Annotated in this window: 24 protein-coding genes; 10 read left to right on the top strand and 14 right to left on the bottom strand. The window is 69.9% G+C overall.

What is annotated here, in order from left to right; translation table 11 throughout:
• Positions 1–3: 3 nt before the first annotated feature.
• From dgoD to ACFUCU_RS07340, 4 genes are all read right to left on the bottom strand, one after another.
• Positions 4–1,152 (bottom strand): galactonate dehydratase, encoded by a 1,149-nt coding sequence (gene dgoD, locus ACFUCU_RS07355; RefSeq protein WP_377971723.1) that lies wholly within the window; start codon positions 1,150–1,152, stop codon positions 4–6.
• Positions 1,153–1,158: 6 nt separating this feature from the next.
• Positions 1,159–2,052: a carbohydrate ABC transporter permease gene (locus tag ACFUCU_RS07350; RefSeq protein WP_290256195.1), complete on the bottom strand. Its 894-nt coding sequence runs from the start codon at positions 2,050–2,052 to the stop codon at positions 1,159–1,161.
• Positions 2,049–3,017 carry a sugar ABC transporter permease gene (locus ACFUCU_RS07345; protein ID WP_364133941.1) on the bottom strand — a complete coding sequence of 323 codons (969 nt, stop codon included), beginning with the start codon at positions 3,015–3,017 and terminating at the stop codon, positions 2,049–2,051. The genes ACFUCU_RS07350 and ACFUCU_RS07345 overlap by 4 nt, the downstream gene beginning before the upstream one ends.
• A gap of 110 nt (positions 3,018–3,127) precedes the next feature.
• On the bottom strand, positions 3,128–4,423 hold the full coding sequence (locus ACFUCU_RS07340; RefSeq protein WP_364133944.1) for a sugar ABC transporter substrate-binding protein: 1,296 nt from the start codon (positions 4,421–4,423) through the stop codon (positions 3,128–3,130).
• Between the two features lie 133 nt (positions 4,424–4,556).
• Here ACFUCU_RS07340 and ACFUCU_RS07335 point away from each other — a divergent pair, with 133 nt between their 5' ends.
• Positions 4,557–5,360, top strand: a complete 804-nt coding sequence (locus tag ACFUCU_RS07335) for an FCD domain-containing protein (protein ID WP_364133947.1) — start codon at positions 4,557–4,559, stop codon at positions 5,358–5,360.
• A 19-nt stretch (positions 5,361–5,379) separates the two neighbouring features.
• Here the strand turns inward: ACFUCU_RS07335 and ACFUCU_RS07330 are convergent, their stop codons facing one another.
• Positions 5,380–6,411 (bottom strand): aldo/keto reductase, encoded by a 1,032-nt coding sequence (locus ACFUCU_RS07330; protein ID WP_364133950.1) that lies wholly within the window; start codon positions 6,409–6,411, stop codon positions 5,380–5,382.
• 8 nt (positions 6,412–6,419) lie between these two features.
• Positions 6,420–7,292 (bottom strand): NAD(P)-dependent oxidoreductase, encoded by an 873-nt coding sequence (locus ACFUCU_RS07325; RefSeq protein WP_290256200.1) that lies wholly within the window; start codon positions 7,290–7,292, stop codon positions 6,420–6,422.
• Between the two features lie 159 nt (positions 7,293–7,451).
• Between ACFUCU_RS07325 and ACFUCU_RS07320 the strand changes: the two genes are divergently transcribed.
• The 3 genes from ACFUCU_RS07320 (at position 7,452) to ACFUCU_RS07310 (ending at position 9,033) form a co-directional block, all read left to right on the top strand.
• Entirely contained in the window at positions 7,452–7,925 is a 474-nt protein-coding gene (locus ACFUCU_RS07320; RefSeq protein WP_364133953.1) for a universal stress protein, read from the top strand.
• 17 nt (positions 7,926–7,942) lie between these two features.
• Complete coding sequence (locus ACFUCU_RS07315) at positions 7,943–8,665, top strand: hypothetical protein (protein ID WP_364133955.1); 723 nt, start codon at positions 7,943–7,945, stop codon at positions 8,663–8,665.
• Positions 8,666–8,766: 101 nt separating this feature from the next.
• Complete coding sequence (locus ACFUCU_RS07310) at positions 8,767–9,033, top strand: DUF6480 family protein (protein WP_290256203.1); 267 nt, start codon at positions 8,767–8,769, stop codon at positions 9,031–9,033.
• A gap of 36 nt (positions 9,034–9,069) precedes the next feature.
• On the opposite strand, the gene ACFUCU_RS07305 is transcribed toward ACFUCU_RS07310, so the two are convergent.
• The 3 genes from ACFUCU_RS07305 to mgtA form a co-directional block, all read right to left on the bottom strand.
• Positions 9,070–9,495: a DUF302 domain-containing protein gene (locus tag ACFUCU_RS07305; protein ID WP_364133958.1), complete on the bottom strand. Its 426-nt coding sequence runs from the start codon at positions 9,493–9,495 to the stop codon at positions 9,070–9,072.
• Positions 9,496–9,498: 3 nt separating this feature from the next.
• Positions 9,499–10,851 (bottom strand): phosphoribosyltransferase family protein, encoded by a 1,353-nt coding sequence (locus tag ACFUCU_RS07300; protein WP_377971719.1) that lies wholly within the window; start codon positions 10,849–10,851, stop codon positions 9,499–9,501.
• A 102-nt stretch (positions 10,852–10,953) separates the two neighbouring features.
• Positions 10,954–13,689, bottom strand: coding sequence for a magnesium-translocating P-type ATPase (gene mgtA, locus ACFUCU_RS07295; RefSeq protein ID WP_377971717.1), 2,736 nt, complete (start codon positions 13,687–13,689; stop codon positions 10,954–10,956).
• A gap of 299 nt (positions 13,690–13,988) precedes the next feature.
• Between mgtA and ACFUCU_RS07290 the strand changes: the two genes are divergently transcribed.
• Positions 13,989–14,723: a GAF and ANTAR domain-containing protein gene (locus ACFUCU_RS07290; protein WP_364133967.1), complete on the top strand. Its 735-nt coding sequence runs from the start codon at positions 13,989–13,991 to the stop codon at positions 14,721–14,723.
• Here ACFUCU_RS07290 and ACFUCU_RS07285 read toward each other — a convergent pair.
• The 3 genes from ACFUCU_RS07285 to ACFUCU_RS07275 all read right to left on the bottom strand — a co-directional run bounded on the left by ACFUCU_RS07285 (position 14,720) and on the right by ACFUCU_RS07275 (position 16,767).
• Positions 14,720–15,400, bottom strand: coding sequence for an alpha/beta hydrolase (locus ACFUCU_RS07285; protein WP_364133970.1), 681 nt, complete (start codon positions 15,398–15,400; stop codon positions 14,720–14,722). The two genes, ACFUCU_RS07290 and ACFUCU_RS07285, sit on opposite strands and share 4 nt — an antisense overlap.
• Positions 15,397–16,245 (bottom strand): alpha/beta fold hydrolase, encoded by an 849-nt coding sequence (locus tag ACFUCU_RS07280; RefSeq protein ID WP_377971716.1) that lies wholly within the window; start codon positions 16,243–16,245, stop codon positions 15,397–15,399. The genes ACFUCU_RS07285 and ACFUCU_RS07280 overlap by 4 nt, the downstream gene beginning before the upstream one ends.
• Before the next feature lie 180 nt (positions 16,246–16,425).
• Positions 16,426–16,767, bottom strand: a complete 342-nt coding sequence (locus ACFUCU_RS07275; RefSeq protein WP_377971714.1) for a cupin domain-containing protein — start codon at positions 16,765–16,767, stop codon at positions 16,426–16,428.
• A gap of 196 nt (positions 16,768–16,963) precedes the next feature.
• On the opposite strand from ACFUCU_RS07275, the gene ACFUCU_RS07270 reads away from it, so the two are divergent.
• On the top strand, positions 16,964–17,206 hold the full coding sequence (locus ACFUCU_RS07270; protein ID WP_377971712.1) for a hypothetical protein: 243 nt from the start codon (positions 16,964–16,966) through the stop codon (positions 17,204–17,206).
• On the opposite strand, the gene ACFUCU_RS07265 is transcribed toward ACFUCU_RS07270, so the two are convergent.
• A complete protein-coding gene (locus ACFUCU_RS07265; protein WP_364133982.1) occupies positions 17,203–17,616 on the bottom strand; it encodes a VOC family protein in 414 nt (137 codons plus the stop codon). The two genes, ACFUCU_RS07270 and ACFUCU_RS07265, sit on opposite strands and share 4 nt — an antisense overlap.
• 193 nt (positions 17,617–17,809) lie before the next feature.
• A complete protein-coding gene (locus ACFUCU_RS07260) occupies positions 17,810–18,376 on the bottom strand; it encodes a type 1 glutamine amidotransferase domain-containing protein (protein ID WP_364133985.1) in 567 nt (188 codons plus the stop codon).
• A 267-nt stretch (positions 18,377–18,643) separates the two neighbouring features.
• On the opposite strand from ACFUCU_RS07260, the gene ACFUCU_RS07255 reads away from it, so the two are divergent.
• The 4 genes from ACFUCU_RS07255 (at position 18,644) to ACFUCU_RS07240 (ending at position 24,050) form a co-directional block, all read left to right on the top strand.
• Positions 18,644–18,895, top strand: coding sequence for a DUF2630 family protein (locus ACFUCU_RS07255; protein ID WP_290256214.1), 252 nt, complete (start codon positions 18,644–18,646; stop codon positions 18,893–18,895).
• A 178-nt stretch (positions 18,896–19,073) separates the two neighbouring features.
• On the top strand, positions 19,074–20,495 hold the full coding sequence (locus ACFUCU_RS07250) for a S8 family serine peptidase (RefSeq protein ID WP_377971710.1): 1,422 nt from the start codon (positions 19,074–19,076) through the stop codon (positions 20,493–20,495).
• Positions 20,496–20,762: 267 nt separating this feature from the next.
• Positions 20,763–22,133: an ammonium transporter gene (locus ACFUCU_RS07245; protein WP_377971708.1), complete on the top strand. Its 1,371-nt coding sequence runs from the start codon at positions 20,763–20,765 to the stop codon at positions 22,131–22,133.
• A 42-nt stretch (positions 22,134–22,175) separates the two neighbouring features.
• Positions 22,176–24,050: a Na+/H+ antiporter gene (locus ACFUCU_RS07240; protein WP_377971707.1), complete on the top strand. Its 1,875-nt coding sequence runs from the start codon at positions 22,176–22,178 to the stop codon at positions 24,048–24,050.
• The last annotated feature ends 11 nt before the right edge of the window (positions 24,051–24,061 follow it).

The following is a 24,061-nucleotide window of genomic DNA, read 5'->3' as shown; positions in this document are numbered from 1 at the left end:
TTCCTACCATTCTGCGAAGGCGCCGTCGTTGTGGCGCCAGACCGGGCCGCGCCAGGCATGGCCGCGCTTGTCCGCGGCACGGACCACGGCCTCGTCGATCTCGATGCCGAGGCCCGGGCCGGTGAGCCGCTCGATGTGGCCGTCGACGAACTTCAGCGGCGTCTTGTCCACCACGTAGTCCAGGACCTCGGCGCCCTGGTTGTAGTGGATGCCGATGCTCTGCTCCTGTATCAGGAAGTTCGGCGTCGCGAACCCCACTTGCAGGCAGGCGGCCAGGGCCAGCGGCCCCAGGGGGCAGTGCGGGGCCAGCTGGACCTCGTAGATTTCGGCCAGCGAGGCGATCTTGCGTACCTCGGTGATGCCGCCGGCGTGGGAGAGGTCCGGCTGGGCCACGGCGATGCCGGCCTGCAGGGCGGGCAGGAATTCCTGCCGGCTGTAGAGCCGCTCGCCGGTGGAGACCGGGGTGGTGGTGGAGGCGGTGAACTCCCGCAGCAGGTGCGTGTTCTCCGGCACCACGGGCTCCTCGAGGAAGAACGGCCGGTAGGGCTCCAGCAGCGGCGCCACCCGGCGGGCGTTGGCCAGGCTGAAGCGGCCGTGGAAGTCGACGGCGACGTCGCGGTGGTCGCCCAGGACCTCGCGCGCGGCGGCGACCCGGCGGACGACGCCGTCGAGCTCGGCCACGGAGGCGAGCGGGCTCATCCGTCCGCTGGCGTTCATCTTCACCGCGGTGAGGCCCACCTCCAGCTGCGCGCTGATCTGGTCCGCCACCTCGTTGGGTTCGTCACCGCCCACCCAGCCGTACATCCGGATCCGGTCCCGGACGTGGCCGCCCAGGAGCTGGTGCACGGGGGTGTTGAAGTGCTTGCCTGCGATGTCCCAGAGGGCCTGGTCCAGGCCGGAGACGGCGCTGGCCAGGATGGGGCCGCCGCGGTAGAAGGAGCCCTTGGTCATCACCTGCCAGTGGTCCTCGATCCGCAGCGCATCCTGGCCGATCAGGACCTCGGAGAGCTGGTCCACGGCGGTGCGGACGGTTTCGCTGCGGCCCTCGCAGGTGGCCTCGCCCCAGCCGACGATTCCACTCTCGGTCTCGATCCGGACGAAGAGCCAGCGCGGCGCGACGAGGAAGGTTTCGATTCTGCTGATGCGTGTCATTCGTGCCTAGCCCTTGGTGGCCCCGGCCGTGAGGCCGGAGACGATGTATTTCTGCGTGAAGAGCGCAATGATCATGATCGGGATGGTGACCACCGTGGCCGCGGCCATCAGTCCGCCCCAGTCGATGCTGGCGTAGGAGACGAAGTCGAAGATCGCCACCGGCAGGGTCTTGGTCTTGGAGCCGGAGAGCACCAGGGCGAACATGAAGTTGTTCCACGAGAAGATGAAGGACAGGATGCCGGCCGTGGCGATGCCGGAGACAGACAGCGGCAGGGTGATCCGGCGGAACGCCCCGATCGGGGTGAGACCGTCCACCTGGGCGGATTCCTCCAGCTCCAGCGGCAGCGAGTCGAAGTAGCTCATCATGATGTAGACGATCAGCGGCAGCGCGACGAACATGTGGCTGAGGATCAGCACCTCGAAGCCGCCCACCATCTTCAGGTTGGAGAAGACGTAGTACCAGGGCACCAGCAGCGAGACGCCGGGGATGACGCGGGCCATCAGGACCACCAGGGCAGAGCGGTGCATGGTGAACCGGCTCATGGCGTAGGCGGCGGGGACGCCGAGCACCAGGGACAGCGCCGTGGAGACGAAGGCCACCCAGAAGCTGTTGAAGATGAAGATGAAGTAGTTGTTCCGCTGCAGCACGTTGGCGTAGTTCTCGCCGGTGGGCGTGAAGACGAAGGACTTGGCCGTGTCGTAGATGTCCACGTTGGTCTTGAAGGAGGCCAGCAGCATCCAGATCAGCGGGGCGATGAGGAAGAGCACGACGGCGATCAGCGCGACGACGCGGAAGACCTTATAGGCGCGGGTGGCCAGCGGCTTGCGGCGGCGGGCGGGACGGGGCGCCGCGGACGGGGCGGGGACGGTGCCGGCCGGGGTCTGGGTGGGGACGGTCATTTGCTTACCGCTTTCTTGCGCATGGTCAGCAGCCACATGGTGCCGATGATGATCATGAAGAACAGGATCAGCACCGCGGAGGAGAGCCCGTACTGGTTGTAGTCGAAGCTCAGGCCGTAGGCGTAGACGTTGAGGGTCTCCACCTCGTGGAAGGAGCCGCCGCCCTTGCCCTTGGTGGCGTAGAGGATGTCGAAGGTCTTCAGCGCGTCGATGCCGCGCAGCAGGATGGCGACGATCACGGTCGGCATCATCAGCGGCAGGGTAATGAAGAAGAACCGTTGGAAGGAGTTGGCGCCGTCCATCCGGGCGGCCTCGTCGGGTTCGTCCGAGAGCGAAGTCAGGCCGGCGAGGAGGATCAGCACCACCATGGGCGTCCACTGCCAGATGTCCATGAAGATGGTGGTTCCCAGGGCGGTGTCCTGGCCGGAGAGCCAGGGCTGCGGCGGGATGCCGATCATGCCCAGGAGCTGGTTGACGAAGCCGATGTTGGGGTCGAAGATCAGGCGCCACATCATGCCGACCGCCACGGGGGTGGCCACCAGCGGGAGCAGGATCGCGACGCGGACCCACTTCTCGCCGCGGAACGGCCGCCAGAGCAGCAGGGCGATGCCCATGCCCAGAACTACTTCGCAGATCAGGGCCACGCCGGTGAAGGAGAGGGTGCGGCCGACGGCGGGCCAGAACCGTTCGACGTCGGAGAGCACCGTGACGTAGTTGTCCAGGCCGATGAACTCCGACGCCGCGCGGACCGAGCCCTGCGAGTCGGTCAGGCTCAGGTACAGGGTCCAGGCCAGCGGGAAGATGATCAGGACGCCGACGAAGATCATCGCCGGGGCGGCGAAGAGCCACTTGCGGTGCCGGTTGGCCCAGGCGGAGAAGCTCCGCTGCGGGCCGGCCGAGCGGGCCGGGCCGCGGCCGGCGGTCCCCGGCGGCGTGTCGCTGCGGGTGGTGTTCAGAACAGACATGGTTCACCTAAGGAGTCAGGGGGTGAAGGTGAGGCCGGCGGTCCGGCCCGGAGTGGAGCGGTCCCCTGCGGGACGGCCGGAGAACCGGCCGTCCCGCGGAGGAGGGAGCGCTACTTCTTTTCGCTGTCCAGGAACTTCTGGAACGCGTCCGACGCCGAGGAGGCCTCGGTGGAGGCATCCGCGCCGGTGATCGTGGCGACGATCGGGGCGCCGACGATTTCGCGGGCCTTGCCGACGGTGACCACCTCGGGACGGTCGTGGCCGACGCCGTTCTTGGCGCTGACGGCGATCGCGTCGGCGAGGTCCTTCGGGTAGGTGGAGGTGCCGGCCGGGTCGGCCCAGACCGAGGCGCGCGGACCGGGGACGCCGGCCTTCTGTGCGGCCAGGGTGCGGTCCTTGCTGGTGGCCCACTGGATGAACTTCCAGGCGTTGTCCTGGTTGCTGGAGGCCTTGTTGATGGCCAGGCCCCACGAGGGGATGTTGTACGGCTTGGAACCGGCCGGGCCGGCGGGGAGGGCGGCGAAGCCCACCTTGTCGGCGACCTTGGACTTGGCCGGGTCGGTGGCGTTCTTGTAGAGCGAGTCGGCCTCGGTGTAGAAGGCAGCCTTGCCCTGGGTGAAGATGGCCATCGCCTCGGGCCAGCTCATGTCGGTGCTGACGTTCTTGGGGCCGGAGTTCTTGATCAGGCCGCCGTAAAAGGAGTAGGCCTTCTTGGCCGCGTCGCTGCCGATGGCGGACTTGCCGTTGGCATCGATGAAGTCGCCGCCGAAGCTGTAGAGGAAGCTGGAGAACTGGGTGACGGCGGCGGACTTGCCGGTGCGGGCCACGAAGCCGGCGGTGTCAGGGTTGGCGGTCGAGATCTTCTGCGCGGCGGCCTGCAGCTCGTCCATGGTCTTGGGAACCTCGATACCGGCGGCCTGCAGCAGGTCCTTGCGGTAGTAGAGGACCTCGCGCTCGGTGATGATCGGGACGCCGACCACCTTGCCGTCGACGGTGGAAGCCTTGACCGGGCCCTCCTGGTAGTCCTTCCAGTCCCAGCCGGCGTCGCCGGTGACCTTGGAGGTCAGGTCCGCGAGGTAGCCGTTCTTGGCGAACGCCTTGCCCTCCTGGAGCGGGCGGTACATCATGACGTCGATCTCGTCGCTGCCGGCGTTGAGCTTGACGTTGTACTGGTCGGAGAGCTGGTCCTCACCGAGCTGGGTGAGTTCGACCTTGAGGCCGGTGGCCTTCTCGAACTCGGGGATCGCGGCCTTGATGCCGTCGGTCCACACGTGGTTGGCCAGGGTGACCCGGACGGTGCCGGCTGCCTTGGCATCGCTGCTGCCGCTGCCACCGCCGCAGGCTGTCAGTCCGAGCGAGAGGGCCGCGGCCACCGCCGCGTATTTCACCATAGAACGCCGCTTCATTACGACTCCCTTGTCTTCAGGGCCGGACCCGGTCCAGCCGTGCGCGGATGCATCTTTACATCTGCTCTGGAGCGATCCTAGTGAAATAAAGCAGACTTAAACAACCCCTTGCGCCCACCCGTATGCTTTATTCATGCAAACCCCAAAGGCGGAGTCTTCAGCTGACCTGCACTCCGTGCTGGTCCAGACGCTGGGCCTCGCCATTGCCGAGGGGACCCTGGCGCCGCACTCAATCCTGCGGCTGGATGAACTCGAGACCAGGCACGGGGTGTCCCGGTCCGTGGTGCGCGAGGCCACCCGGGTGCTCTCGGCCATGGGCATGCTGGAATCCCGCCGCCGGCTCGGCACCGTCGTCCGGCCGGAGGAATGCTGGAACCTCTACGACCCGCAGGTGATCCGGTGGCGCCTGGCCTCGTCGCGCCGGGTGGACCAGCTCCGGGCCCTGAACGAACTGCGCGGCGCCATCGAACCGCAGGCGGCGCGGCTCGCCGCGGAGCGGGCCACCTGGGAGGCCGGCAGCGACCTGGTGGCGCAGGCCGCCCGCCTCTGGGCGGCCGGCCAGCGCGGCAATCAGGACGAGTTCCTCCGCCTGGACATTGAGTTCCACGCCGCCGTGCTCCGGGCCTCGGGCAACCCGATGTTCTCCCAGCTCCACAACCTGGTGGCCGAGGTCCTCACCGGCCGCACCGAGCACGGCCTGATGCCGCACCTGCCCCAGCACGAGGCGCTGCAGCTGCACGTCGACGTCGCCAGCGCCATCCAGCGCGGCGAAATGGACGCCGCCCACGCCGCCATGCGGCGCATTGTGGAGCAGTCCACCGAGGAAATCGGCGACATCTGGTCCAGCAGCCACCAGCAAAACGCCGGCAAGGACGACGCCGCGGCCGCCCCCGGGCCGGGGGCCGCCCCGCAACCGGGGACGGCCGCCGCCCCGTAAGCCGGGAGGCAACCCTGCGCTAGCGGCCGCCGGCGATCTTGCGGCTGCGCTGTTCCCGGGCCATCGGCCCATACGGGTAGACGCCGACGCGGGGCGCGCTGACCTCATCGAGCCGCGCCAGCTCGTCGGCGGAGAGCTCCAGCCCGGCCGCCGCGAGGTTGTCCTCCAACTGCTCCACGCTCCGCGCGCCCAGGATCACCGAGGTGACCGCCGGCTGCTCCGCCAGCCACGCCAGCGCCACCTGGGCGTCGCTGACGTTGTGCCCTTCCGCGATCGCGTGCACGGCGTCGACGATCTCCCAGGTGCGCGGATCCGCGTTGCGTGCCTCCCATGCCTCCATGCCGCGCTTCGGGTTCTCGCCCAGGCGGGTTGCGCCCTGCGGGGCCTGGTCGCGCCGATACTTGCCGGAGAGCCAACCGCCACCCAGCGGCGACCAGGGCAGCAGGCCGATCCCGGCGTCGAGGGAGGCCGGCACGATCTCCGACTCAATCTCGCGCACCAGCAGGCTGTACTGCGGCTGCAGGGTCACCGGCGGGTTCCAGCCGTGGGCGCGGGCCAGGTGCACGGCCTTGGTCAGCTGCCAGCCGAGGAAGTTCGAGAAGCCGTAGTAGCCGATCTTGCCGCTGCGCACGGCGTCGTCGAGGAACCGCAGGGACTCCTCCAGCGGGGTGATCGGGTCCCACGCGTGCAGCTGGTAGAGGTCGATGTGGTCCACGCCCAGCCGGCGCAGCGAATCGTCCAGCGCCCGGGTCAGGTGCCGCCGGGAGGTGCCGACGTCGTTGGGTGCCGCCCCCATCGGGAAGCGGCCCTTGGAGGCGATCACCACCGAGTCCCGCGCGTCCGGACGGGCGGCAAGCCAGCGGCCGATGATTTCCTCCGAGACGCCGGCGGAGTACACGTCGGCGGTGTCGATGAAGTTGCCGCCCGCGGCGACGTAGCGGTCGAGGATCGCGTGCGACTGTTCCTCGGTGGCCTCGGCGCCGAACGTCATGGTCCCGAGGGCGTAGTTGGAGACGACGGCGCCGCTGGCGCCCAGGGTGCGGTAGTCCATGCGGGTCCTCAGTCTTCGGTGGGGGTGGTCTCGAGCGAGTGGTAGTCGCGCCAGCTGTGTTCCGGTTCGTACCCGAGGACGCGGCGCGCCTTGTCGATCGAGAGCATGGTCTCGTGCTCGCCGAGGTCCTTGACCACCTTCACACCGGGGAAGACCTCGGCGGCGAGTTCGGCGCTGGGCCGGCTCATGACGGTGTCGGCGTTGGCGATCACGAAGGCCTCGAAGCCGGGTTCGGTGTAGGCCAGCGCCCGGGCCACGGCCTGTGCGCCGTCGCGGCCGTCGATGTAGCCCCAGAGGTTCCACTTGCGGAGCCGGGCGTCGGCATCGAAGGACGGGAATTCCTCGTAGTCCTCGGCGTCCATGACGTTGGAGAACCGCAGGGCGCTGATGCTCAGGGTGGGGTCCCAGCGGGTCAGCTGGATCGCCATCTGCTCCTCCAGGTGCTTGACCAGGGAGTAGGTGCTCTCCGGGCGGGCGGGGTATTCCTCGTCCACCGGGATGTAGGGCGGGTCGATGTCGAAGGGCAGGCCCAGCACGGTCTCGCTGGAGGCGTAGACGATTTTCTTGATGCCGGCCCGGCGGGCGGCCTGGAAAACGTTGTAGGTGGCCAGCATGTTGTTCTCGAAGGTGGCCGCGTCAGGGGCCAGTCCGGGCGCCGGGATGGCGGCCAGGTGCACGATCGCGTCGAATCCCTCGTGCCGGTCGTCCAGGCCCAGGATCACGTCCACCACGTGGCCGTAGTTGCGCAGGTCAACCCGGGTGAAACCGGGGTCCCGTTCCCCGGTCTGGTCCAGGGCTGTCACCTGGTGGCCGTCGGCCCTAAGCCTGCGGACCACGTGCCGTCCCAGTTTTCCGTTTGCTCCGGTTAGTGCAATTCTCATCGGTTCTCCTCGGTGATCGCGACGCTGCCGTGGCTCCACCCTAGATCGGCCGCGGCCCCGCCGCACACAGGGTCCGCCCAGAGGACAGTGCTACACGCGCTCCTCCCGCGGTGACTTTCGGCCCTAGGCGGCGGCCGGGGCGGCGGCGATCGTGGGGGCATGGGCGCAGATCAGCGGATTGTCGTGGGTGTCGATGGCTCGGAATTCTCGACGACTGCGTTGCGCCTCGCGGGGCGCATGGCCGACGGTCTGGGTGCCCCCCTGGCCGTGGTCACCTGCCTGGGCAGTTCCGACCACTTCTTCGCCTCCCACCTGCCGGAGGAGCGCGCCGCGTCCACCGAAGAGCTGGAGGAGACCGCCAAACGGCTGCTGGAGGAGACGCTGGAGCGGGCCTTCGGCAGCGAGCGCCCGGAGCGGCTGAGCCGTGAGGTGAGGTTCGGCCCCCCGGCGAAGGTGCTGGTCGACGAAAGCGCCGACGCCCAGCTGTTGGTGGTGGGCCGCCGGGGCCGCGGCGGCTTCCTCGCCCAGGTGATGGGATCGGTAAGCGGCGCCTGCGCCGCCCACGCTAAGTGCCCGGTCCTGATCGTGGGCCAGGACGACGCCGCACAGGCCGGGGCTGCCGGGACGGCGTGACGCCCGGGAGGCAACCCATGCAGTCGGCGCGAACCAGCATCGTAGCGGGTCTGGCCCTGATGGGCGTCGGGCTGCTGTGGCTGCTCGACGTCCTCGGGGTGCTGGCGGGCGCCGTCGTGATCCCGCCGCTGATCTTCGCGGCCGTGGGCGTGGCCTTCGCGGTGCTGTTCGTCCGGGACCGGGCCTTCTGGTGGGCGGCGATACCCGGTTCGGTCTTCCTGGGCCTGGCCGCCGTGATCCTGGCCGGCCAGGCCGGCGCGGGCGGCCGGGCCGGCGCCTTCCTGTTCGTCCTCATGGCGGCGGGGTTCGCGGCCGCCTTCCTGCGGGTCCCCGGCTTCTGGTGGGCGCTGATTCCGTGCGGGGTGATGCTGACCCTGGCGGTGGTGGTGGCCCTGCCGGCAGGCCTCCCGGATGCCACCACCGCCGCCGTCTTCTTCCTGGGCCTGGCGGTGACCTTCGCCGTGCTTGCCCTGGTCCCGGTCCACGGGGAACCGGAGTCCGGGGCGTCGCGTGCCGCCGCCGCGGGCGGAACCCCCGTGCGGCAAGTGCGGATGCGGTGGCCGCTGGCGCCGGCGGCCGTACTGGGCGTGCTGGGCCTGGCGTTCCTGGTGCAGGCCGCCGCCGTCCTGGTACCGTCCGCCGTCGTTGTCCCGGCGGTGGTGATCCTCGCCGGCGTCGCGCTGCTCGCCTACGCGGTCCGTGCGCACCGGCACGGGGGCAACCGCCGGCACGGCATCTAGGCCGGGTTCGGCGGGAGGCTGTCCGGCGGGTGCCGCGGGCGGTTAGGATAGTCAGCATGCTTATCAAAGCGTCCTGAGCAGGCCCGACGGAAGGCACCACCATGAGCAGCTACCACCCCGAAAATGACCCGGCCAACCCGGACCCGCCCAAGCCCGGCGGCGGCTCGGCGGACCCGGAGGCCGCGGAGGCGCTGAAGGCCCGGCATGCCGCGGCCCGCGGCGACGGCCAGCCCGATGCCGCGGCGTCCCCGAACCCGGACCCGCTGGAGGGAAACATCACCGGGCTGGAGCCCGGCGGCGGCGTTCCGCCCGGCGAGACTCCCCCGGCGGAGGGCCAGATGAGCCGGGACCAAGGGCACGCCGAGTAGCGGTTTCCAGGCAGGGACTCCGGCCCGGCCCCGGTCCTATGAGCCGGCGTCGGAGCCCTGCACCAGTTCGTCGAGGGCTGCACGGAGCCGGGTGCCGGCGTCGTCCGCCACCTCACGCACCGCATCGCTGTCGCTGAGCTGCACCATGGTCTGCGGGTCGATCGCCTGGACCGTCGTGGCCGGATCCCCCGCCCCGCGGCGGACCACCACGTTGCACGGAAGCAGGGCGCCGAGCTCCGGTTCGGCGGCGAGCGCCTTGCTGGCCAGGTGCGGGTTGCAGGCACCCAGGATCACATAGTCGCCCACGGCCGACGCGGCGTCCTCCCCCAGTTTTGCCGCGAAGGTGTCGCGGACGTTGATCTCGGACAGCACCCCGAAGCCCTGGGCGGCGAGCGCCGCCTTGGTCCTCGCCACTGCTTCTTCCCAGCTGGCCGGCACGACGGCGGTGTAGGTGTACTGCATGCATCACTCCTTGACGGTGGCGGCCCTGGCGGGGGCGAGGTGCTTGCCAAACCAGTCTCTAGCCAGGATGGCCGCGGCGGCAAGGGTTCCGGGTTCCTCGAAGAGGTGCGTGGCCCCCTGGACCACGGCCAGCTGGTTCGGGCAACGCAGCTGGGCCTTGGCCTGGCGGTTCAGTTCAAGGACCTCGGTGTCCAGGCCGCCCACGATCAGCAGCGTCGGGGCGCGCACGGCGGCGAGCCGCGGGCCGGCCAGGTCCGGCCGGCCGCCGCGGGAGACCACGGCCGTGACGCGGGCGAAGGGTTCGGAGGCGGACCACAGCGCCGCCGCCGCGCCGGTGCTGGCCCCGAAGTAGCCCACATCGCACACTGCGGTGTCCTCCCGGGTACCCAGCCATTCCGTGGCGGCCGTAAGCCTGCGGGCGAGCAGCTGGATGTCGAAGACGTTCGCCCGGTCGCGTTCCTCGGCCGGGGTCAGCAGGTCCAGCAGCAGGGTCCCCAGCCCGGCGTGCTGCAGCACCCCGGCCACGAAGCGGTTCCGGGGGCTGTGCCGGCTGCTGCCGCTGCCGTGCGCGAAGACGACGACGGCGCGCGCCGGGACCGGAAGGTGCAGCTGTCCCGCCAGCCGCACGCCGTGGGCCGGGATCTCTACCTCTTCCTCGACCTCCGCCGGTTCCGGTGCCTCGGCCGTGCCCGTGCCCTGATAAGACGGGGCGTCGTGGAGCCGGCGGGCTGCGGCGTCGAGGAGCTGGACCACCTCGTCATCCTCGGTGGGTGAGAAGTCCCGGTAGTGGTAGCCGACGGCGGTGAATTGGCGCGGGGTGGCCAGGCAGATCACCTCGTCGGGCTCCACCAGCCGGGCGAGCGTGTCCGCGGGCGCCACCGGGACGGCCAGGACCACCCGGGCGGCGCCCAGCTGGCGGGCGATTTTGCAGGCGACCCGTGCCGTGGAGCCGGTGGCGATCCCGTCGTCGACGATCACGGCGATCCGGCCGGTCAGGTCCTGGCGGCGCCGGCCCTTGCGGAAGCGGGCCACCCGGTTCTCCAGGACCGCACGCTCGCGGTCCTCGACGGCAAGGAGCTCGTCCTCGCCCACCCGGGACTGGGCCAGGACGTGTTGTTCGAGGACCCGGGCCCCGCCCTCCCCGATCGCTCCCATGGCCAGTTCCGGCTGGTAGGGCAGGCCCAGTTTCCGGACCACGATCACATCCAGCGGGGCGTCCAGGGCCGCGGCCACCTCCGCCGCCACGGGCACGCCGCCGCGGGGAAGTCCCAGCACCACGATTTCCTTGCCCCGCAGGTCCCAGAGGCGCCTCCCCAGCTGCCGCCCGGCGTCGACCCGGTCTTCAAAAATGCTCATGGTCCCGGCTTTCCGATCAGGCGTGCGGCCGCCGGGCGATGCCGGCGGAGCGGGCCGCGGGGGCGGTGGATGCCCGGCCGGGCCGCTTCATCTCACTATCGTTCACGGCTTTCGGGGGCGTGAGGGCCCTTGGACCCGGTTTCGTTTGCGCCGGTTTGCCCTGCCGCGGCGCGGTTCCAGCGGGCCCCGGCGGGCCGCCCCGGGGGTGCTGAAGCGGGCTGCGCGGCGGGCCATGCGGTGGTCCCGGCCGCGGCGCCGGACGCGGGGCAGGACCGGCGCCGGGGGCTGCTGGGCGGTCCGGGCGAAGAACCACTGCTTCGCCAGTTCCACCAGCACCAGGTACACCACGGTCATGCCCAGCAGCGCCAGGAAGAAAGGCACCGGCAGCGGGTCGAATCCCAGCAGCCCGGCCAGCGGGGACAGCGGCAGGAAGATGCCCAGGGCCACGACCCCGAGGGACGCGCCGAGCAGTCCCATGGAGGGCCGGCTGCGGAGGAAGGGAACCCGTCGCGTGCGGATGGCGAAGATGATCAGCGTCTGCGTGGCGATCGATTCGATGAACCAGCCCGCCCGGAACTCCCCCGGAGCGGCGTTGAAGACGAACAGCATCAGGCCGAAGGTCGCGAAGTCGAAGAGGGAGCTGATCGGGCCGAAGAGGAACATGAAGCGCCGGATGAAGCCGATGTTCCAGTGCGCCGGGGCCAGCAGCTGTTCGCGGTCCACCCGGTCGCCGGGGATGGCCAGTTGGCCGGTGTCGTAGAGCAGGTTGTTGAGCAGGATCTGGCCCGGAAGCATCGGCAGGAAGCTCAGCACCACCGAGGCCGTCGCGGCACTGAACATGTTGCCGAAGTTGCTGGAGGTCCCCATCAGCACGTACTTGATGGTGTTGGCGAAGATCCTGCGGCCCTCCATCACGCCGTCGGCCAGGACGCCCAGGTCCTTGTCCAGGAGCACGACGTCGGCGGCGTCCTTGGCCACGTCGGTGGCACTGTCCACGGAGATGCCGATGTCCGCCTGGTGCAGCGCGAGCGCGTCGTTGACGCCGTCACCCATGAATCCCACGGCCCCGCCGCTCTGGCGCAGCAGCCGGATGATCCGGGCCTTCTGCTCGGGCGAGACGCGGGCGAAGATGCTGGCCTCGCGGGCGGCGGCGCTCAACTCCGGGTCGGACATGGCCTCGGCCTCGGCGCCGGTGATGGTGCCGCCGGAGAGCACGCCGAGTTCGTCGCAGACCCGCTCGGCCACCTTCGCGTTGTCCCCGGTGGCGATCTTGACCGTGATGCCGAGTGCCTCCAGCCGGTCCAGCGATTCGCGGGCGTTGGCCTTGGGCGGGTCGAGGAAGACCAGGAAACCGGCCAGCCGCAGCCCGGTTTCGTCGGCGGGGGTGAGGTCTGCCAGCCCGGGCGCTTCCCGGGCGGCCACCGCCACGACGCGGGAGCCGGCGTCGAACTGTGCGTCCAGGAGCGCCTGCACCTCGGCCGTGACGGGTCCGCAGAGGGCCAGGACGTCCTCCGGGGATCCCTTCGTGATGATCCGCGGCGTGCCGGCGCCGTCGCGGACCAGCACCGAGGTGCGGCGCCGGAGGTGGTCGAAACCGATGATGTCCAGCCGTTCGTGGCCGGCCGGGGTGAAGCCGGCGGCCTGCGGGGACTCCCAGAGCGCGGCGTCCAGCGGGTTCTGGCCGATCACCGAGGCCTTCGCCGCGGTGTAGTCCGCCTCCGTGGCCAGCAGGCCGAGGGTGAACAGCTCCCCGGGGTCCGGCCCGGCGGCCACGGGCAGTGCGGCGGTGAAGGTGATCCGGCCCTCGGTCAGGGTCCCGGTCTTGTCCGTGACCAGGATGTCCATGTCGCCGAGGTCCTCGATGCAGACCAGCCGCTTGACCAGCACGCGGCGGCGGGCCAGCTGCCGGGTACCGGTGGCCAGGCTGGTGCTGACGACGGCGGGCAGCAGCTGCGGGGTGATGCCTACGGCGATCGCCAGGGAGAACAGCAGCGACTCGATCACCGGCCTCTGCAGGAGCAGGTTGGCGGCGAAGATCAGGGTGGTCAGCCCGATCGCGACCTGCAGCAACAGGAAGGAGAAGCGTTTGAGTCCCAGCTGGAATTCCGTCTGCGGCTGCCGCTCCCCCAGTCCCAGGGCGATCCGGCCGAATTCGGCCCGTCCGCCGGTGGCGACCACCACCCCGGTGCAGCTGCCGGACTGGATCACGGTGCCCATGAAGAGGCAGGAGGTCAGGTCGCCCAGGGAGGCCTTCTCCGTCACCGGCGCGGGCGTCTTGGCTACCGGCAGGGACTCGCCGGTGAGGATGCTCTCGTCGCAGAGCAGGTCCTTGGCGGCGAGGAGGCGGAGGTCCGCCGGGATGATGGCGCCCAGGCCCAGCCGGACGACGTCGCCCGGGACCAGGGCGGTGACGTCCAGCTCCGCGGCCGCCCCCTCCCGGACCACGACGGCGGTGTGGGTGACGCGGGAGTGCAGGGCCTCGGCGGCACGCTCGGCGCGGAATTCATTGCTGAACCCCAGGCCGACGCTGACCAGGAGGATCACGCCGATCACCAGGGAGTTGGTGGCGTCGCCCAGGAAGAGCGAGAGCCCGGCGGTGATCAGCAGCAGGATCAGGATGGGGCTGCGGAACTGCCGCGCCAGCACGGACCAGGCACTGGCCTCGTGGGTCCGTACCGCGTTGGGACCCACCGCGTCCAGCCGCTCCACGGCCGCAGCCTGGGACAGCCCGTCCGGCCCGGAGCCGAGGGCGGCCAGGACGGCGTCGGGCGCCTGCCGCGCGGCGTCGGTGATGGTCAACGGCGGGGAGGCGGCCTCCCGTAGTTCAAGCTGTGACATGCGGTGTCCGTCCGAGTGCCTGCCAGTTAGGCCTAAGACTACGACCGGCACCGGCACCCGTCATGCGGTTTGGCGGATTTGCCGTCAGCGGTCGGGGCGCCGTCCGCTGCCGGCGGCCGGCCGGATTTGTCGTCGCCAAAAGAGTCCGGCGTCCTGTATATACTTTTTCTCGGTACGGTTTAGCAGAAGGCCGTTGGACGAATTTGGTCCGGCCCTGCCACCGTTCCCACCGTGAACTTGCTCGCCGTGGTGCCGCAGCTGCCGGATCGACACCTCGAGCGAAACGGCATTATCAAACAGTGGCAAGTGATTCATCTGTGGCTTCGATCAGCCAACACCTGAACCAATTCGTGCTCACCAGCGCTGACATGGAAGAGTTCCTCGGCGAATTGGCGAAGGTCTCCGCACGCACCCTCTCCGAGGACGGTGACGAGGTACTTTGCGGCATTACCCTCCTCAGGGAACGCAAGGCTGCCACCGTGGCCAGCAGCAGCGCTGCGGCGCAGGCCATGGACGAGATCCAGTACGGCTTCAGCGACGGCCCGTGCGTCACGGCATCCCGCGAACAGGTCCCGGTTCACATCGAGGACCTGGAAGCGGACGACCGGTGGCCGCAGTGCACGGCGCGGATCCGGGAACACGGCATGCGCTCGATTCTGGCGGTCCCGTTCCTCCTAGACGGCGACACCCGGGCCGCGCTCAACCTGTATTCGCGCCGCCCGCACCGCTTCGACGAGCGGGCCCGCGATCTGGCTCACGGCTTCGTGAACCAGACCTCCATGGCGCTGCGCCTCGCGGTCCGGTTCGCCCACTACAGCGAGAAGGCCAGCAACCTCAAGGCGACCCTGGAGACCCGCACGGGCATCGACGTCGCCGTCGGCATCATCATGGCGCAGAACCGCTGCAGCCAGGCGGAGGCATTCGAGCTGCTCAAGACCGCCTCCAGCACCCGCAACGTCAAGCTGCACACCGTGGCGGCAAGCATCGTCGATTCCCTCGGGCAGGGACCGGCGCGGACGCACTTCGACAGCTAGGCCGGCGGGGCGGCCGCCTCCTCGAGAACGGTCTTCAGGGCCTGTTCATGGGCCAGGATGCGGAAGTGTCCGCCGGTGTCGAGCTGGATATTCCGCGCCCCTGGCAGGACGCTGCCTTCCGGGATATGCGGGTCAAAGAGCCCGTAGATGGAGGTGATCCGCTCGTTGACCCGCTGCTCGCGGGAGAGCTGGAGGGTCACGGCGCTGCGCGGGGAGAGCGCCCGGAGGCTCGGCAGCAACAGATACCCGGCGTAGCGCGAGCCCGAGAACGGCGAGGCCACGGCCACCATGCGGACCAGCCGGCGCTCGGGGTCCAGGGCCATCATGGCGTACTTGCCGATCAGGCCGCCCTTGCTGTGCGCCACGATCAGGGTGTCCGTCAGGTCCCGGTCCCGCAGGTATCCGGCGATCAGTTCGGCGGCCTTCGGCACGGCCAGCCGGTTCCGCTGCAGCACGGTCACCACGTGCACCGGGTGCCCGGCGTCGTGCAGGGTCCGGATCAGCGGCAGCATGAAGCGCCAGTCCTCGAAAATGCCGGGAATGACGAGGACGGGGCGGCCCGTCCCGCTGAGGAATTCATCCGGGCTCACCCGGGAGACGGCGCTTCGCAGTTGGCGGCCGACGGCGTACACGTAGTCCAGCGCCCACCAGCCGGCGACCCGGAGAGGACTGCTCATGCGGCGGGCTCCGCGGCGTTGACGGCTTCGGTCCGGCCGGCGAAGCGGAGGATCGCCTCGGCCACTTCGACGGATTTATTGTGCTGGACCACGTGTCCGGTGCCCTCGATCTCGAGGAACGCACCCGCGGCGGCCCCGGCCACCAGGCGGTGGCACCAGTCCCGCGGCGCCACCGGATCGTGCTCGCCGCGGAGCACCAGGACCGGGGCGGACACGTCCATAATCCGGTCCTCCAGGCGGTAGTCCATCATCACCCTGAGGTTTTTCAGGTACCACGCGGGTCCGCAGCGCAGGTAGTCGGTGAAGACGACGGCGTTTGAGGACGGGCTCTCGAAGAACAGGCAGTCCCGGCCCAGGGCCAGCGCTTGCCGGGCCACGGTGCGCCTGCGGTCGTTGACCACGGGCCCCATCAGGACCACGTGCCGGACCCGGGCCGGCTGCTGCGCGGCCACCTCCGTGGCGAACTGGGTGCCCATCGAGTGCCCGACGATGACGAAGTCCAGCACTCCCAGCCGCTCCAGCGCGCCGATGATGTAGGTGGCCTGTTCGGCGGCGTTGAGGATGTGGTCCGGTTCCGGTGTGGCCCCGAAGCCCGGCAGGTCGATCGAGTAGGTGTCCACCGTCGCGGCGAGGTTCCGGTGCAGCCGCTCTAGGTAGCGGTGGGAGGCGCCGATTCCGTGGATCAGGACGACGGCGGGCGCTCCCGGCGCAGACTCCGCGGTGCCCTTGGTTCCGATGCCGTTGCCGGCGGTTCCGGCGTCGTCGGTGTCCGCGGTCCTGCGGGAGGCGAACACGTGGCCCACGTGCCCGGCCACCTTAACCTCGATGCGCACGGGCCTGCTCATGGGGTATCTCGTTTCTTTCGGCGTCCCGTAAGCATACTGACTACACCTGAGCGGGTGCTGGGCGCCGCTTCGACGGTTCCCTGCCCATATGACGCGCGGAACTGTCGATCCGGCGCGGAACCGTCGAATCGGGGTTTGCCGCGGGCGGGTCGGTTGCGGCGCCCGCCCCGGTCAGCGCGGCTAGGCCGGACCGAGCGGCGCCGGGCCGGTGGACGGGGACGGAGCCGGTTCCTTGAGTTCAACGAAGAGGGCGTGCGTGGCGCTCGCGCCGATATTCTCCCCGGAGTGGGACTGGGCGGGCAGCCACCGCGCCTGCCCGGCGGGGAGCTCGACGGCGGTCTCCCGTCCGTTGGCGGTGAGGCGGCGCCGGAAGCTGCTGAGGGTGACCATCACCGAGTCCGGATGCCGGTGCTCCACGGTCTTGTCGCCCGGGGCATCGACGTATTCCAGGACGCGGACCCTCTCATTTTCGAAGACCACCCGGTACAGGGCAGGGTTGGTCTCCACGGGATCCTGGTTCATGTCCGGACTGTAGCCCCGGACGGCCCCGGGCACCACGGCCTTACTGCCCGGCCGTCCCCGCGGCGCCGCGCCGGTACAGCCACGTCACGGCAGCCGCGGGCCTGTACCGCCGCGGCGGGTCCCTGTAGCGTGGCAGGACGGCCCGGGCCCCCGGTCCGCGCGAGTCATCGGAAAATGCGAGTCATCGGAGGAACACGTGAGCGACAAGCCGGTTGAGCCCGAAGAGATCGTCAACGACGGAGTGCAAGAGGGCAGCAATCCGGTCCCCCGCGACGAGGAAGGCAACGCCGCCGGCCGGTCCGCCGGCGAGCCTGGGACGGACGGTCAGCAAGACGGCGGCGGGACCCCCGACTCGCGCAAGGTCCCCGGCCCCGCTGAAGAGGACGACGCCGAGACGACGGATGACCGCGGCCTCACGACCGACACCACGCCGGACTAGGTCGCGGGCGGGGCGATGTTGACCAGCCAGTCCACCCCGAACCTGTCCTTACACATCCCGAACATGTCGCCCCATGGCGCCCGGTCAAGCGGGACCGTGACCGATCCGCCGTCAGACAGCTTGTCCCAGTAGCCGCGCAGCTCGGCCTCGTCGGCGCCGCTGAGGGACACGGAGAAGTTGTTGCCGGGCGTGTAGTCCATGCTGTTGGGCGTGTCCGCGCCCATCAGCACCATGCCCGAGTCCGCCGTCAGCATGGCGTGCATGATCTTGTGCTGCTCGGCGGGGTCCTCGCTGGCGTGGAAGTCGGCGAAGGTACTCATGGTCAGCTCGCCGCCGAAGACCGACTGGTAGAACGTCATGGCGTCCCTGGCGGTGTCGCGAAAGCCAAGGTAGGGGTTCAGCGTGGTCATAGTTCCGGCCTCCCGGTGCTGGTCTGGTGCTGTTGCTGGTCAGTTGCCCGCGGGTGCCGGACCCCGCGGAGGGACCGGTTCCCGCTGGGTGACATCCTGCCGGATCGAGGTCGCGCTGCACAGGGTCCAAACGCCGCAGGCCGCGTTCCCACCGTAATGGGGACGCGGCCTGCGGCGCGGCTGGGGCTGCCTGCTAGGCGGTCTGGCCGGCGTGCTCGCCCTCGGCGATCTCTTCGATCAGCTTCGCGTTGAAAGCCTCGAGATCGTCCGGGGTCCGGCTGGTGACCAGGCCCTGGTCGACCACGACCTGCTCGTCGGACCAGTTGGCGCCGGCGTTCTTGAGGTCGGTTTCGAGCGTGTAGTACGAGGTCAGGCTGCGGCCGTTGGCCACACCGGCGTCGATCAGCAGCCACGGGCCGTGGCAAATCGAGGCGACCGGCTTGTGCTGTTCGAAGAAGCTGCGGGCGAAGGCCTGGGCTCCCTTGTCGGCACGGAGGTGGTCGGCGTTGACGACGCCGCCGGGGATGACCAGCGCGTGGAAATCGTCGGCGTTGGCCTGGTCGACGGTCAGGTCCACGGTGAACGTCTCACCCTTGTCGGTACCGTCGTAGCCCTGCAGGGTGCCGCTCTTCGGCGACACCAGGGTGGGCTCGCCGCCGGCTTCCTTGACCGCGTTCCAGGGGCCGGTCAGCTCGACCTGCTCGACGCCGTCCGTCAGCAGGAAAGCGACCTTCTTGCCCGAGATGTTGTGTTCCGACATACGTCCTCCTCTAAGCGGTGCGCGTCGCTGGCGGCCTGCCGGCCGCGCTGCCCCGCGCAGAAAGATTGGTGGCTTGCCTTTCCCACTCTAGGAACTTCGAAAATAATAAGCAAGCTGATCATATGATGGGTGTAAGCCGCCCGGAGTCGCCGCCCGGCACACCGGCCCTCTGGACCAGCCCTCTATTCAGCAGGGGCGGGCGGTGGCTACGCTGGCGGGGTCAATCCGGCACCGGAACCGCGGGCTCACCGCAGGAAGCAGGCAATCATGGACGAACGCGACATTCTGCAGCGCATCACCGCCTTGGTGGACGAGGAGCGCGGACTCCGGGAGCAGGCCGAGGCGTCCAGCCCGGACCACGACCACGCTCCGGACCGTCTCCGCCTCCAGCAGCTCGAGGAGGACCTGGACCAGTGCTGGGACCTGCTCCGGCAGCGGCGCGCGAAGCGGCAGTACGGGGAGAACCCGGATGAAGCCGAGGCCCGCCCGGTCAGCCAGGTGGAGGGCTACAAGGGCTGACGCGGCGCGGGCGGCCGAGGCGCCCTTGGTTGGCGCGGCGCACGAAGGCGGCGCCCGACGGCGGCCGGCACTTTATGGGGGCGGCCAAGGACCAAAGGGCCCCTGATTTTTCGGTGGCACCGGCCTACCATATGGACGGGGGGGCACCCGGAAGCGCTGTCGCTTAATGGAGGCCACGATGTTCACTTTTGTCCGCACACTTTTCCCGTCGGCGCAGAAGGAGTCCGTGGCCGCCCCGCCGGGCCGCCCCCGCCGCTCCCGGCCCTGGGCAGCGGCCGCCGCCGTCGTCGTCGCGCTCGGAGCGGCGACCCTGGGCGGCTCCCCGGCCTCCGCGGCCGCACCCACACAAAGCTTCATCGTGGTCCTCAAGGACGGCACCGGCGACGCCGGGGAAATCGCGGCCGCGCACCGGAGCAGCTTCGGAGTCACCGCCGCCACCGTCTACCGCAACGCCGTCAGCGGCTATGCCGGCACCATGACCCAAGCCCAGGCGGCCCAGGTGGCCAAGGATCCGCGCGTGGACTTCGTCACCGCGGACCGGCGCTTCGGCCAGCCTGACGAGCCGAAACCGGCCGGGTCCCAGGTGGCGCCGGCGTGGTGGCAGCGCATCGGCGGCGACCCGGAGGAGGCCCAGGAATCGGCCCGGGCCAACCCGGCCCGCGACAAAGGCACCGGCGTGAACGTGGCCGTGATCGACAGCGGCATCGACGGCAACCACCCGGACCTGAACGTCCGCGGCGGCGTCGACTGCACCTCGGGCCAGCCCGTCAAAGTCACCCCCATCGACAAGCTGGGCCACGGCACGGCCGTGGCCGGCGTCATCGGCGCCCGCAACAACAACCTCGGCATCATCGGCACGGCGCCCGGCACCCCGCTCTGGTCGGTCCGGGTAGTGACGGACGACGACGTCATCACCGAGGCGAGCCTCATCTGCGCGATCGACTGGGTCACCTCCACCCGCCGCGACGACGACCCGACAAACGACATCTCCGTGGCCAACATCAGCATCGGCGGCCCCGGCTCGGACACGGCCAACTGCGGCAAGGGCACCGACCCGATGCACTACGCCATCTGCCGCTCGATCCGCGCCGGCGTCACCTACGCTGTGGCCGCGGGGAACGAGTCCTCCAACCTGGCCGGCACCGTTCCGGCCAGCTACCACGAGGTCCTCACTGCCACCGCGATCGCCGACTTTGACGGGCAGCCGGGCGGACTCGCAGGCACCGTCTGCGGGACGGTGGACTTCGGCATCTTCGGCCAGAAGGACGACGCCCCGGCCTTCTTCTCCAACTACGCGGTAGCCGCCAAGGAGCGCCGCCATACGGTGGCGGCGCCGGGGGTCTGCGTCCTCTCCACCGCACCAGGGGGCTACGGAATCAACCACGGAACCAGTTTCGCCAGCCCCGCCGTGGCCGGCGCCGTCGCCCTCTGCATCAGCGACGGGGCCTGCCATGGTTCCGGGGCCGAGGTGGGCGAGCAATTCCTGGACCACATCGAGGCGTACAACCACCGGCACCGGGACTTCGGCTTCACCGGCGACCCGCTCCGGCCCGTTGACGCCAAGTACTACGGCTACCTGACGGAGATCGCCCGCTTCTGAGTCTGTCCCGCCCGTTTCGACGGTTCCCTGCAGTTTCGACGCTTCCAAACGTCGAGTCGGCAGGGAACCGTCGAATCGGCGCATCCGTGAGCGTTCGTTAACATCCCCGAAACATACCCGTTAACGCCCCGACACGAAAGCCTGAATCCTGTAACTTTCCTGCAACGCAGAGCCCGACTGCCTGAAACACTCCGACGCGAGGATTAAACCCGGTTGGGGGCCGGCGGCGAAGTGTCCCGGTACGACGGTTGACGAAGGGACACGCAGGTGCAGCTCACCGCGGGAAGCGTCTGGATCATCATCTCTGCAGCCCTCGCGCTGCTCATGACCCCGGCCCTGGGCCTGTTCTACGGCGGCATGACCCGCGCCAAGGCCTCCTTGAACATGATCATGATGAGCTTCGTCTCGGCGGGCATCGTCGGCGTCGTCTGGGTCCTCTGGGGCTACTCGATGTCCACCGGCCAGGGCGTGCTGGGCATCTTCGGAGACCCGTTCGCCAACGCGGGGCTCTCCCGGCTGATCGGCTCCCCGGACCTGATCAAGGCCGGTTTCAGCGCCACCTTCGCCATCATCACCGTCGCCCTCATCAGCGGGGCCATCGCAGACCGCACCAAATTCTCCGCCTGGGCCCTCTTCGTCCCGGTGTGGATCACCGCCGTCTACTGCCCGCTGGCGTACATGGTCTGGGGCGGCGGGCTGATGAGCCCCGGCGGGGCCGTCAGCAAGATCTTCGGCCAGGTCATCGACTTCGCCGGCGGCACCGTCGTCGAGATCGCCTCCGGCACCGCAGCCCTGGTCATGGTCCTGATCGTCGGCAACCGCCACGGTTTCGCAAAGGACCCCTCGCACCGCCCGCACAACATCCCCTTCATCATGCTGGGCGCCGGCATCCTCTGGTTCGGCTGGTTCGGCTTCAACGCCGGCGCCGCCACCACCGTGGAACAGGCCGGGCTGATCTGGGTCAACACCCTCGCCGCCCCGGCCGCCGCCATGCTCAGCTGGCTCGCCGTCGAGAAGGTCCGCCACGGCCACCCCACCTCGCTCGGCGCCGCGTCCGGCGTCGTCGCGGGCCTGGTGGCCATCACACCGTCGTGCGCCGACGTCAGTCCGCTCGCCGCCGTCGGCCTGGGCCTGCTGGCCGGCGCCGCCTGCTGCGTGTTCGTGGACCTGAAGTTCCGCTTCGGCTTCGATGACTCGCTCGACGTCGTCGGCGTCCACCTCGGCGGCGGCCTGATCGGCACCCTGGCCCTGGGCTTCATCGCCCTGCCCGTGGACGGCCACGGCGGCGGGCTGTTCTACGGCGGCGGACTGCAGCAGCTGGTGGCCCAGACGGTTGCCGTGCTGATCACCGTGCTGCTCTCGGCACTGGCGACGGCGGTCATCGGACTGGCCATCCACAAGACGATCGGTTTCCGGGTCAGCCACGAAGCCGAGGTGGCCGGCGTCGACCGCTCCGAGCACGCCGAGACCGCCTACGAATTCGACGGCCTGGCACACAGCCGCTTCAACCCCTTCGGCCACCACGGCCTCCCCCACCCGGTGCACGCGGCGGCTCCGTCGGACCACCAACGGACCGGGGAACCGGCAGAAGAACATGGTCGTGTCAAAGAGTCCGTCACGGCGGGCAACGCCGCCTGAGTGCCGGCCCGCACCGCGGTGAGCGCCTGACAGAATGAGCCTATGGACATAGCCCTCGGTTTGCTGGTGCTCGTTGCGGTTGTCTGCGCCGGAAGCGCCCTGGGCCGGAAGCTGGACATCTCCGTCCCGCTGCTGCTGGTCCTGGCCGGCGTCGCGGGGTCTTTCATTCCCTTCGTCCCGGACATCGAACTGAACCCCGAAATGGTGCTGGTGGGCCTGCTGCCGCCGCTGCTCTACGCGGCGGCGCTGCGCACCTCGCTGTTCGACTTCGGCTCCAACCGCCGCGCCATCGGCCTGCTCTCGGTGGGCTACGTGATCTTCGGAACCATCGCCGTGGGGCTGGTGGTCTGGTGGCTGTTCCCGGAAATCCCGCTCGCGGCGGCGATCGCCCTCGGCGCCGTCGTCGCCCCGCCGGACGCCGTGGCCGCCACCGCGATCGCCCGTAAGGTGGGCATGCCGCGACGCATCGTGACCATCCTGGAAGGCGAGTCACTGGTCAACGACGCCACCGCCCTGGTCTGCCTGCGCAGCGCCATCGCGGCCATCGCCGGAACCGTCTCCGCGGCCGGCATCGCGGGGGGCTTCGTGCTCGCCGCAGGCGGTGGCCTGGTGGTGGGCCTGGCCGCGGCCTACGTGCTGACCATGCTGCGCAAACGGATCCGCAACGTCGCGATCAACACCTCGACGTCGTTGATGGCCCCGTTCGTCGCCTACCTGCCGGCCGAGGCCATCCACGCCTCCGGGGTCCTCGCCGTCGTCGTCACCGGCCTGGTGATGGGGATGAAGGCGCCGTCCATGCCCAACGGCGCGGCCCGACTCAGCCAGCGCAGCAACTGGAACACCGTGCAGTTCCTGCTGGAGAACTCCGTCTTCCTGCTGATCGGCCTGCAGGTCCGGACCATCATCGAGGGCGTCCAGGACGATTCGCTCGGCGCGGGCCGGATCTGGGCCGGGTGCGCCGTGATCCTGCTGGCGGTGCTGGTGCTTCGGCCGGTGTGGGTCTTCCCGGCCACCTACCTGCCGCGGCTGATTCCCAGCATCAGGCGCAAGGACCCGGCTCCGCCCTGGCAGTTCGCAGCGATCGTGTCCTGGGCGGGCATGCGCGGGGTGGTGACCCTCGCCGCGGTGCTGGTGCTGCCGGCGGACCTGCAACACCGCTCCGTGCTGATCCTCGCCGCCCTGGTGGTGGTGGCCGGCACCCTCACCCTGCAGGGCTTCACGCTGCCCCCGCTGGTCCGGTGGCTGCGGGTGCAGGGCCCGGACCGGCGCGAGGATGCCCTCAACCAGGCGTCCCTGATGCAGCTGGCGACGGCGGCGGGCGTGGAGCGGTTGCAGGAACTGCGCACCGACAACGACCCGCCCGAAGTGATGGCGATGCTGAAGCGGCGCACCCAGGAGCGCGGCCTGGCGGCGTGGGAGCGCCTGGGCCGGCCCACCTCCGAGGCCGCCACCCCCAGCCAGCGCTATGCGGAGCTGCGCCTGGCCATGCTGGAGGCGGAACGTGCCAAGGTGCTGGAGCTTAGGCGCGGCGGGGAGTACGCCCACGAGGTGCTGAGCGAGGTCCTGGACCGGCTGGACGTCGAGGAATCCATGCTGGATATCTCCCTCGATGAGCTGGACACGGCCGGCGACGGCGGCGGCGAGGGCGTCGCGCAGCCCGGCGGCGCCTGCGGGCACCTGGAATCCGCCCCGGAGCGCGAGGTCCCCGAGGACCCCTTCTGCGCCGAATGCCGACGGGAGGGCACGACGCCGGTCCACCTCAGGATGTGCCTGGCGTGCGGAAACGTCGCCTGCTGCGACTCCTCCCCCGGCACCCACGCCACGAAGCACTACCGCTCTACCGGCCATCCCGTGATGCGCAGCGCCGAACCCGGCGAGGAGTGGCGCTGGTGCTACGAGGACGACCTGCTGGGCTAGGCACCGCTTCG

Origin of the sequence: Arthrobacter sp. NPDC057259 (assembly GCF_042668995.1) — a bacterium.
Classification (GTDB): domain Bacteria; phylum Actinomycetota; class Actinomycetes; order Actinomycetales; family Micrococcaceae; genus Arthrobacter.
Note: the sequence above shows the minus strand (reverse complement) of the source record. Positions and strands in the feature narration are given on the sequence as shown.

What these genes read in the sequence shown, in the direction of transcription:
- dgoD (WP_377971723.1), bottom strand. Translation starts at nt 1,152, where the DNA reads ATGACACGCATCAGCAGAATCGAAACCTTCCTCGTCGCGCCGCGCTGG.
- ACFUCU_RS07350 (WP_290256195.1), bottom strand. Translation starts at nt 2,052, where the DNA reads ATGACCGTCCCCACCCAGACCCCGGCCGGCACCGTCCCCGCCCCGTCC.
- ACFUCU_RS07345 (WP_364133941.1), bottom strand. Translation starts at nt 3,017, where the DNA reads ATGTCTGTTCTGAACACCACCCGCAGCGACACGCCGCCGGGGACCGCC.
- ACFUCU_RS07340 (WP_364133944.1), bottom strand. Translation starts at nt 4,423, where the DNA reads ATGAAGCGGCGTTCTATGGTGAAATACGCGGCGGTGGCCGCGGCCCTC.
- ACFUCU_RS07335 (WP_364133947.1), top strand. Translation starts at nt 4,557, where the DNA reads ATGCAAACCCCAAAGGCGGAGTCTTCAGCTGACCTGCACTCCGTGCTG.
- ACFUCU_RS07330 (WP_364133950.1), bottom strand. Translation starts at nt 6,411, where the DNA reads ATGGACTACCGCACCCTGGGCGCCAGCGGCGCCGTCGTCTCCAACTAC.
- ACFUCU_RS07325 (WP_290256200.1), bottom strand. Translation starts at nt 7,292, where the DNA reads ATGAGAATTGCACTAACCGGAGCAAACGGAAAACTGGGACGGCACGTG.
- ACFUCU_RS07320 (WP_364133953.1), top strand. Translation starts at nt 7,452, where the DNA reads ATGGGCGCAGATCAGCGGATTGTCGTGGGTGTCGATGGCTCGGAATTC.
- ACFUCU_RS07315 (WP_364133955.1), top strand. Translation starts at nt 7,943, where the DNA reads ATGCAGTCGGCGCGAACCAGCATCGTAGCGGGTCTGGCCCTGATGGGC.
- ACFUCU_RS07310 (WP_290256203.1), top strand. Translation starts at nt 8,767, where the DNA reads ATGAGCAGCTACCACCCCGAAAATGACCCGGCCAACCCGGACCCGCCC.
- ACFUCU_RS07305 (WP_364133958.1), bottom strand. Translation starts at nt 9,495, where the DNA reads ATGCAGTACACCTACACCGCCGTCGTGCCGGCCAGCTGGGAAGAAGCA.
- ACFUCU_RS07300 (WP_377971719.1), bottom strand. Translation starts at nt 10,851, where the DNA reads ATGAGCATTTTTGAAGACCGGGTCGACGCCGGGCGGCAGCTGGGGAGG.
- mgtA (WP_377971717.1), bottom strand. Translation starts at nt 13,689, where the DNA reads ATGTCACAGCTTGAACTACGGGAGGCCGCCTCCCCGCCGTTGACCATC.
- ACFUCU_RS07285 (WP_364133970.1), bottom strand. Translation starts at nt 15,400, where the DNA reads ATGAGCAGTCCTCTCCGGGTCGCCGGCTGGTGGGCGCTGGACTACGTG.
- ACFUCU_RS07280 (WP_377971716.1), bottom strand. Translation starts at nt 16,245, where the DNA reads ATGAGCAGGCCCGTGCGCATCGAGGTTAAGGTGGCCGGGCACGTGGGC.
- ACFUCU_RS07275 (WP_377971714.1), bottom strand. Translation starts at nt 16,767, where the DNA reads ATGAACCAGGATCCCGTGGAGACCAACCCTGCCCTGTACCGGGTGGTC.
- ACFUCU_RS07265 (WP_364133982.1), bottom strand. Translation starts at nt 17,616, where the DNA reads ATGACCACGCTGAACCCCTACCTTGGCTTTCGCGACACCGCCAGGGAC.
- ACFUCU_RS07260 (WP_364133985.1), bottom strand. Translation starts at nt 18,376, where the DNA reads ATGTCGGAACACAACATCTCGGGCAAGAAGGTCGCTTTCCTGCTGACG.
- ACFUCU_RS07255 (WP_290256214.1), top strand. Translation starts at nt 18,644, where the DNA reads ATGGACGAACGCGACATTCTGCAGCGCATCACCGCCTTGGTGGACGAG.
- ACFUCU_RS07250 (WP_377971710.1), top strand. Translation starts at nt 19,074, where the DNA reads ATGTTCACTTTTGTCCGCACACTTTTCCCGTCGGCGCAGAAGGAGTCC.
- ACFUCU_RS07240 (WP_377971707.1), top strand. Translation starts at nt 22,176, where the DNA reads ATGGACATAGCCCTCGGTTTGCTGGTGCTCGTTGCGGTTGTCTGCGCC.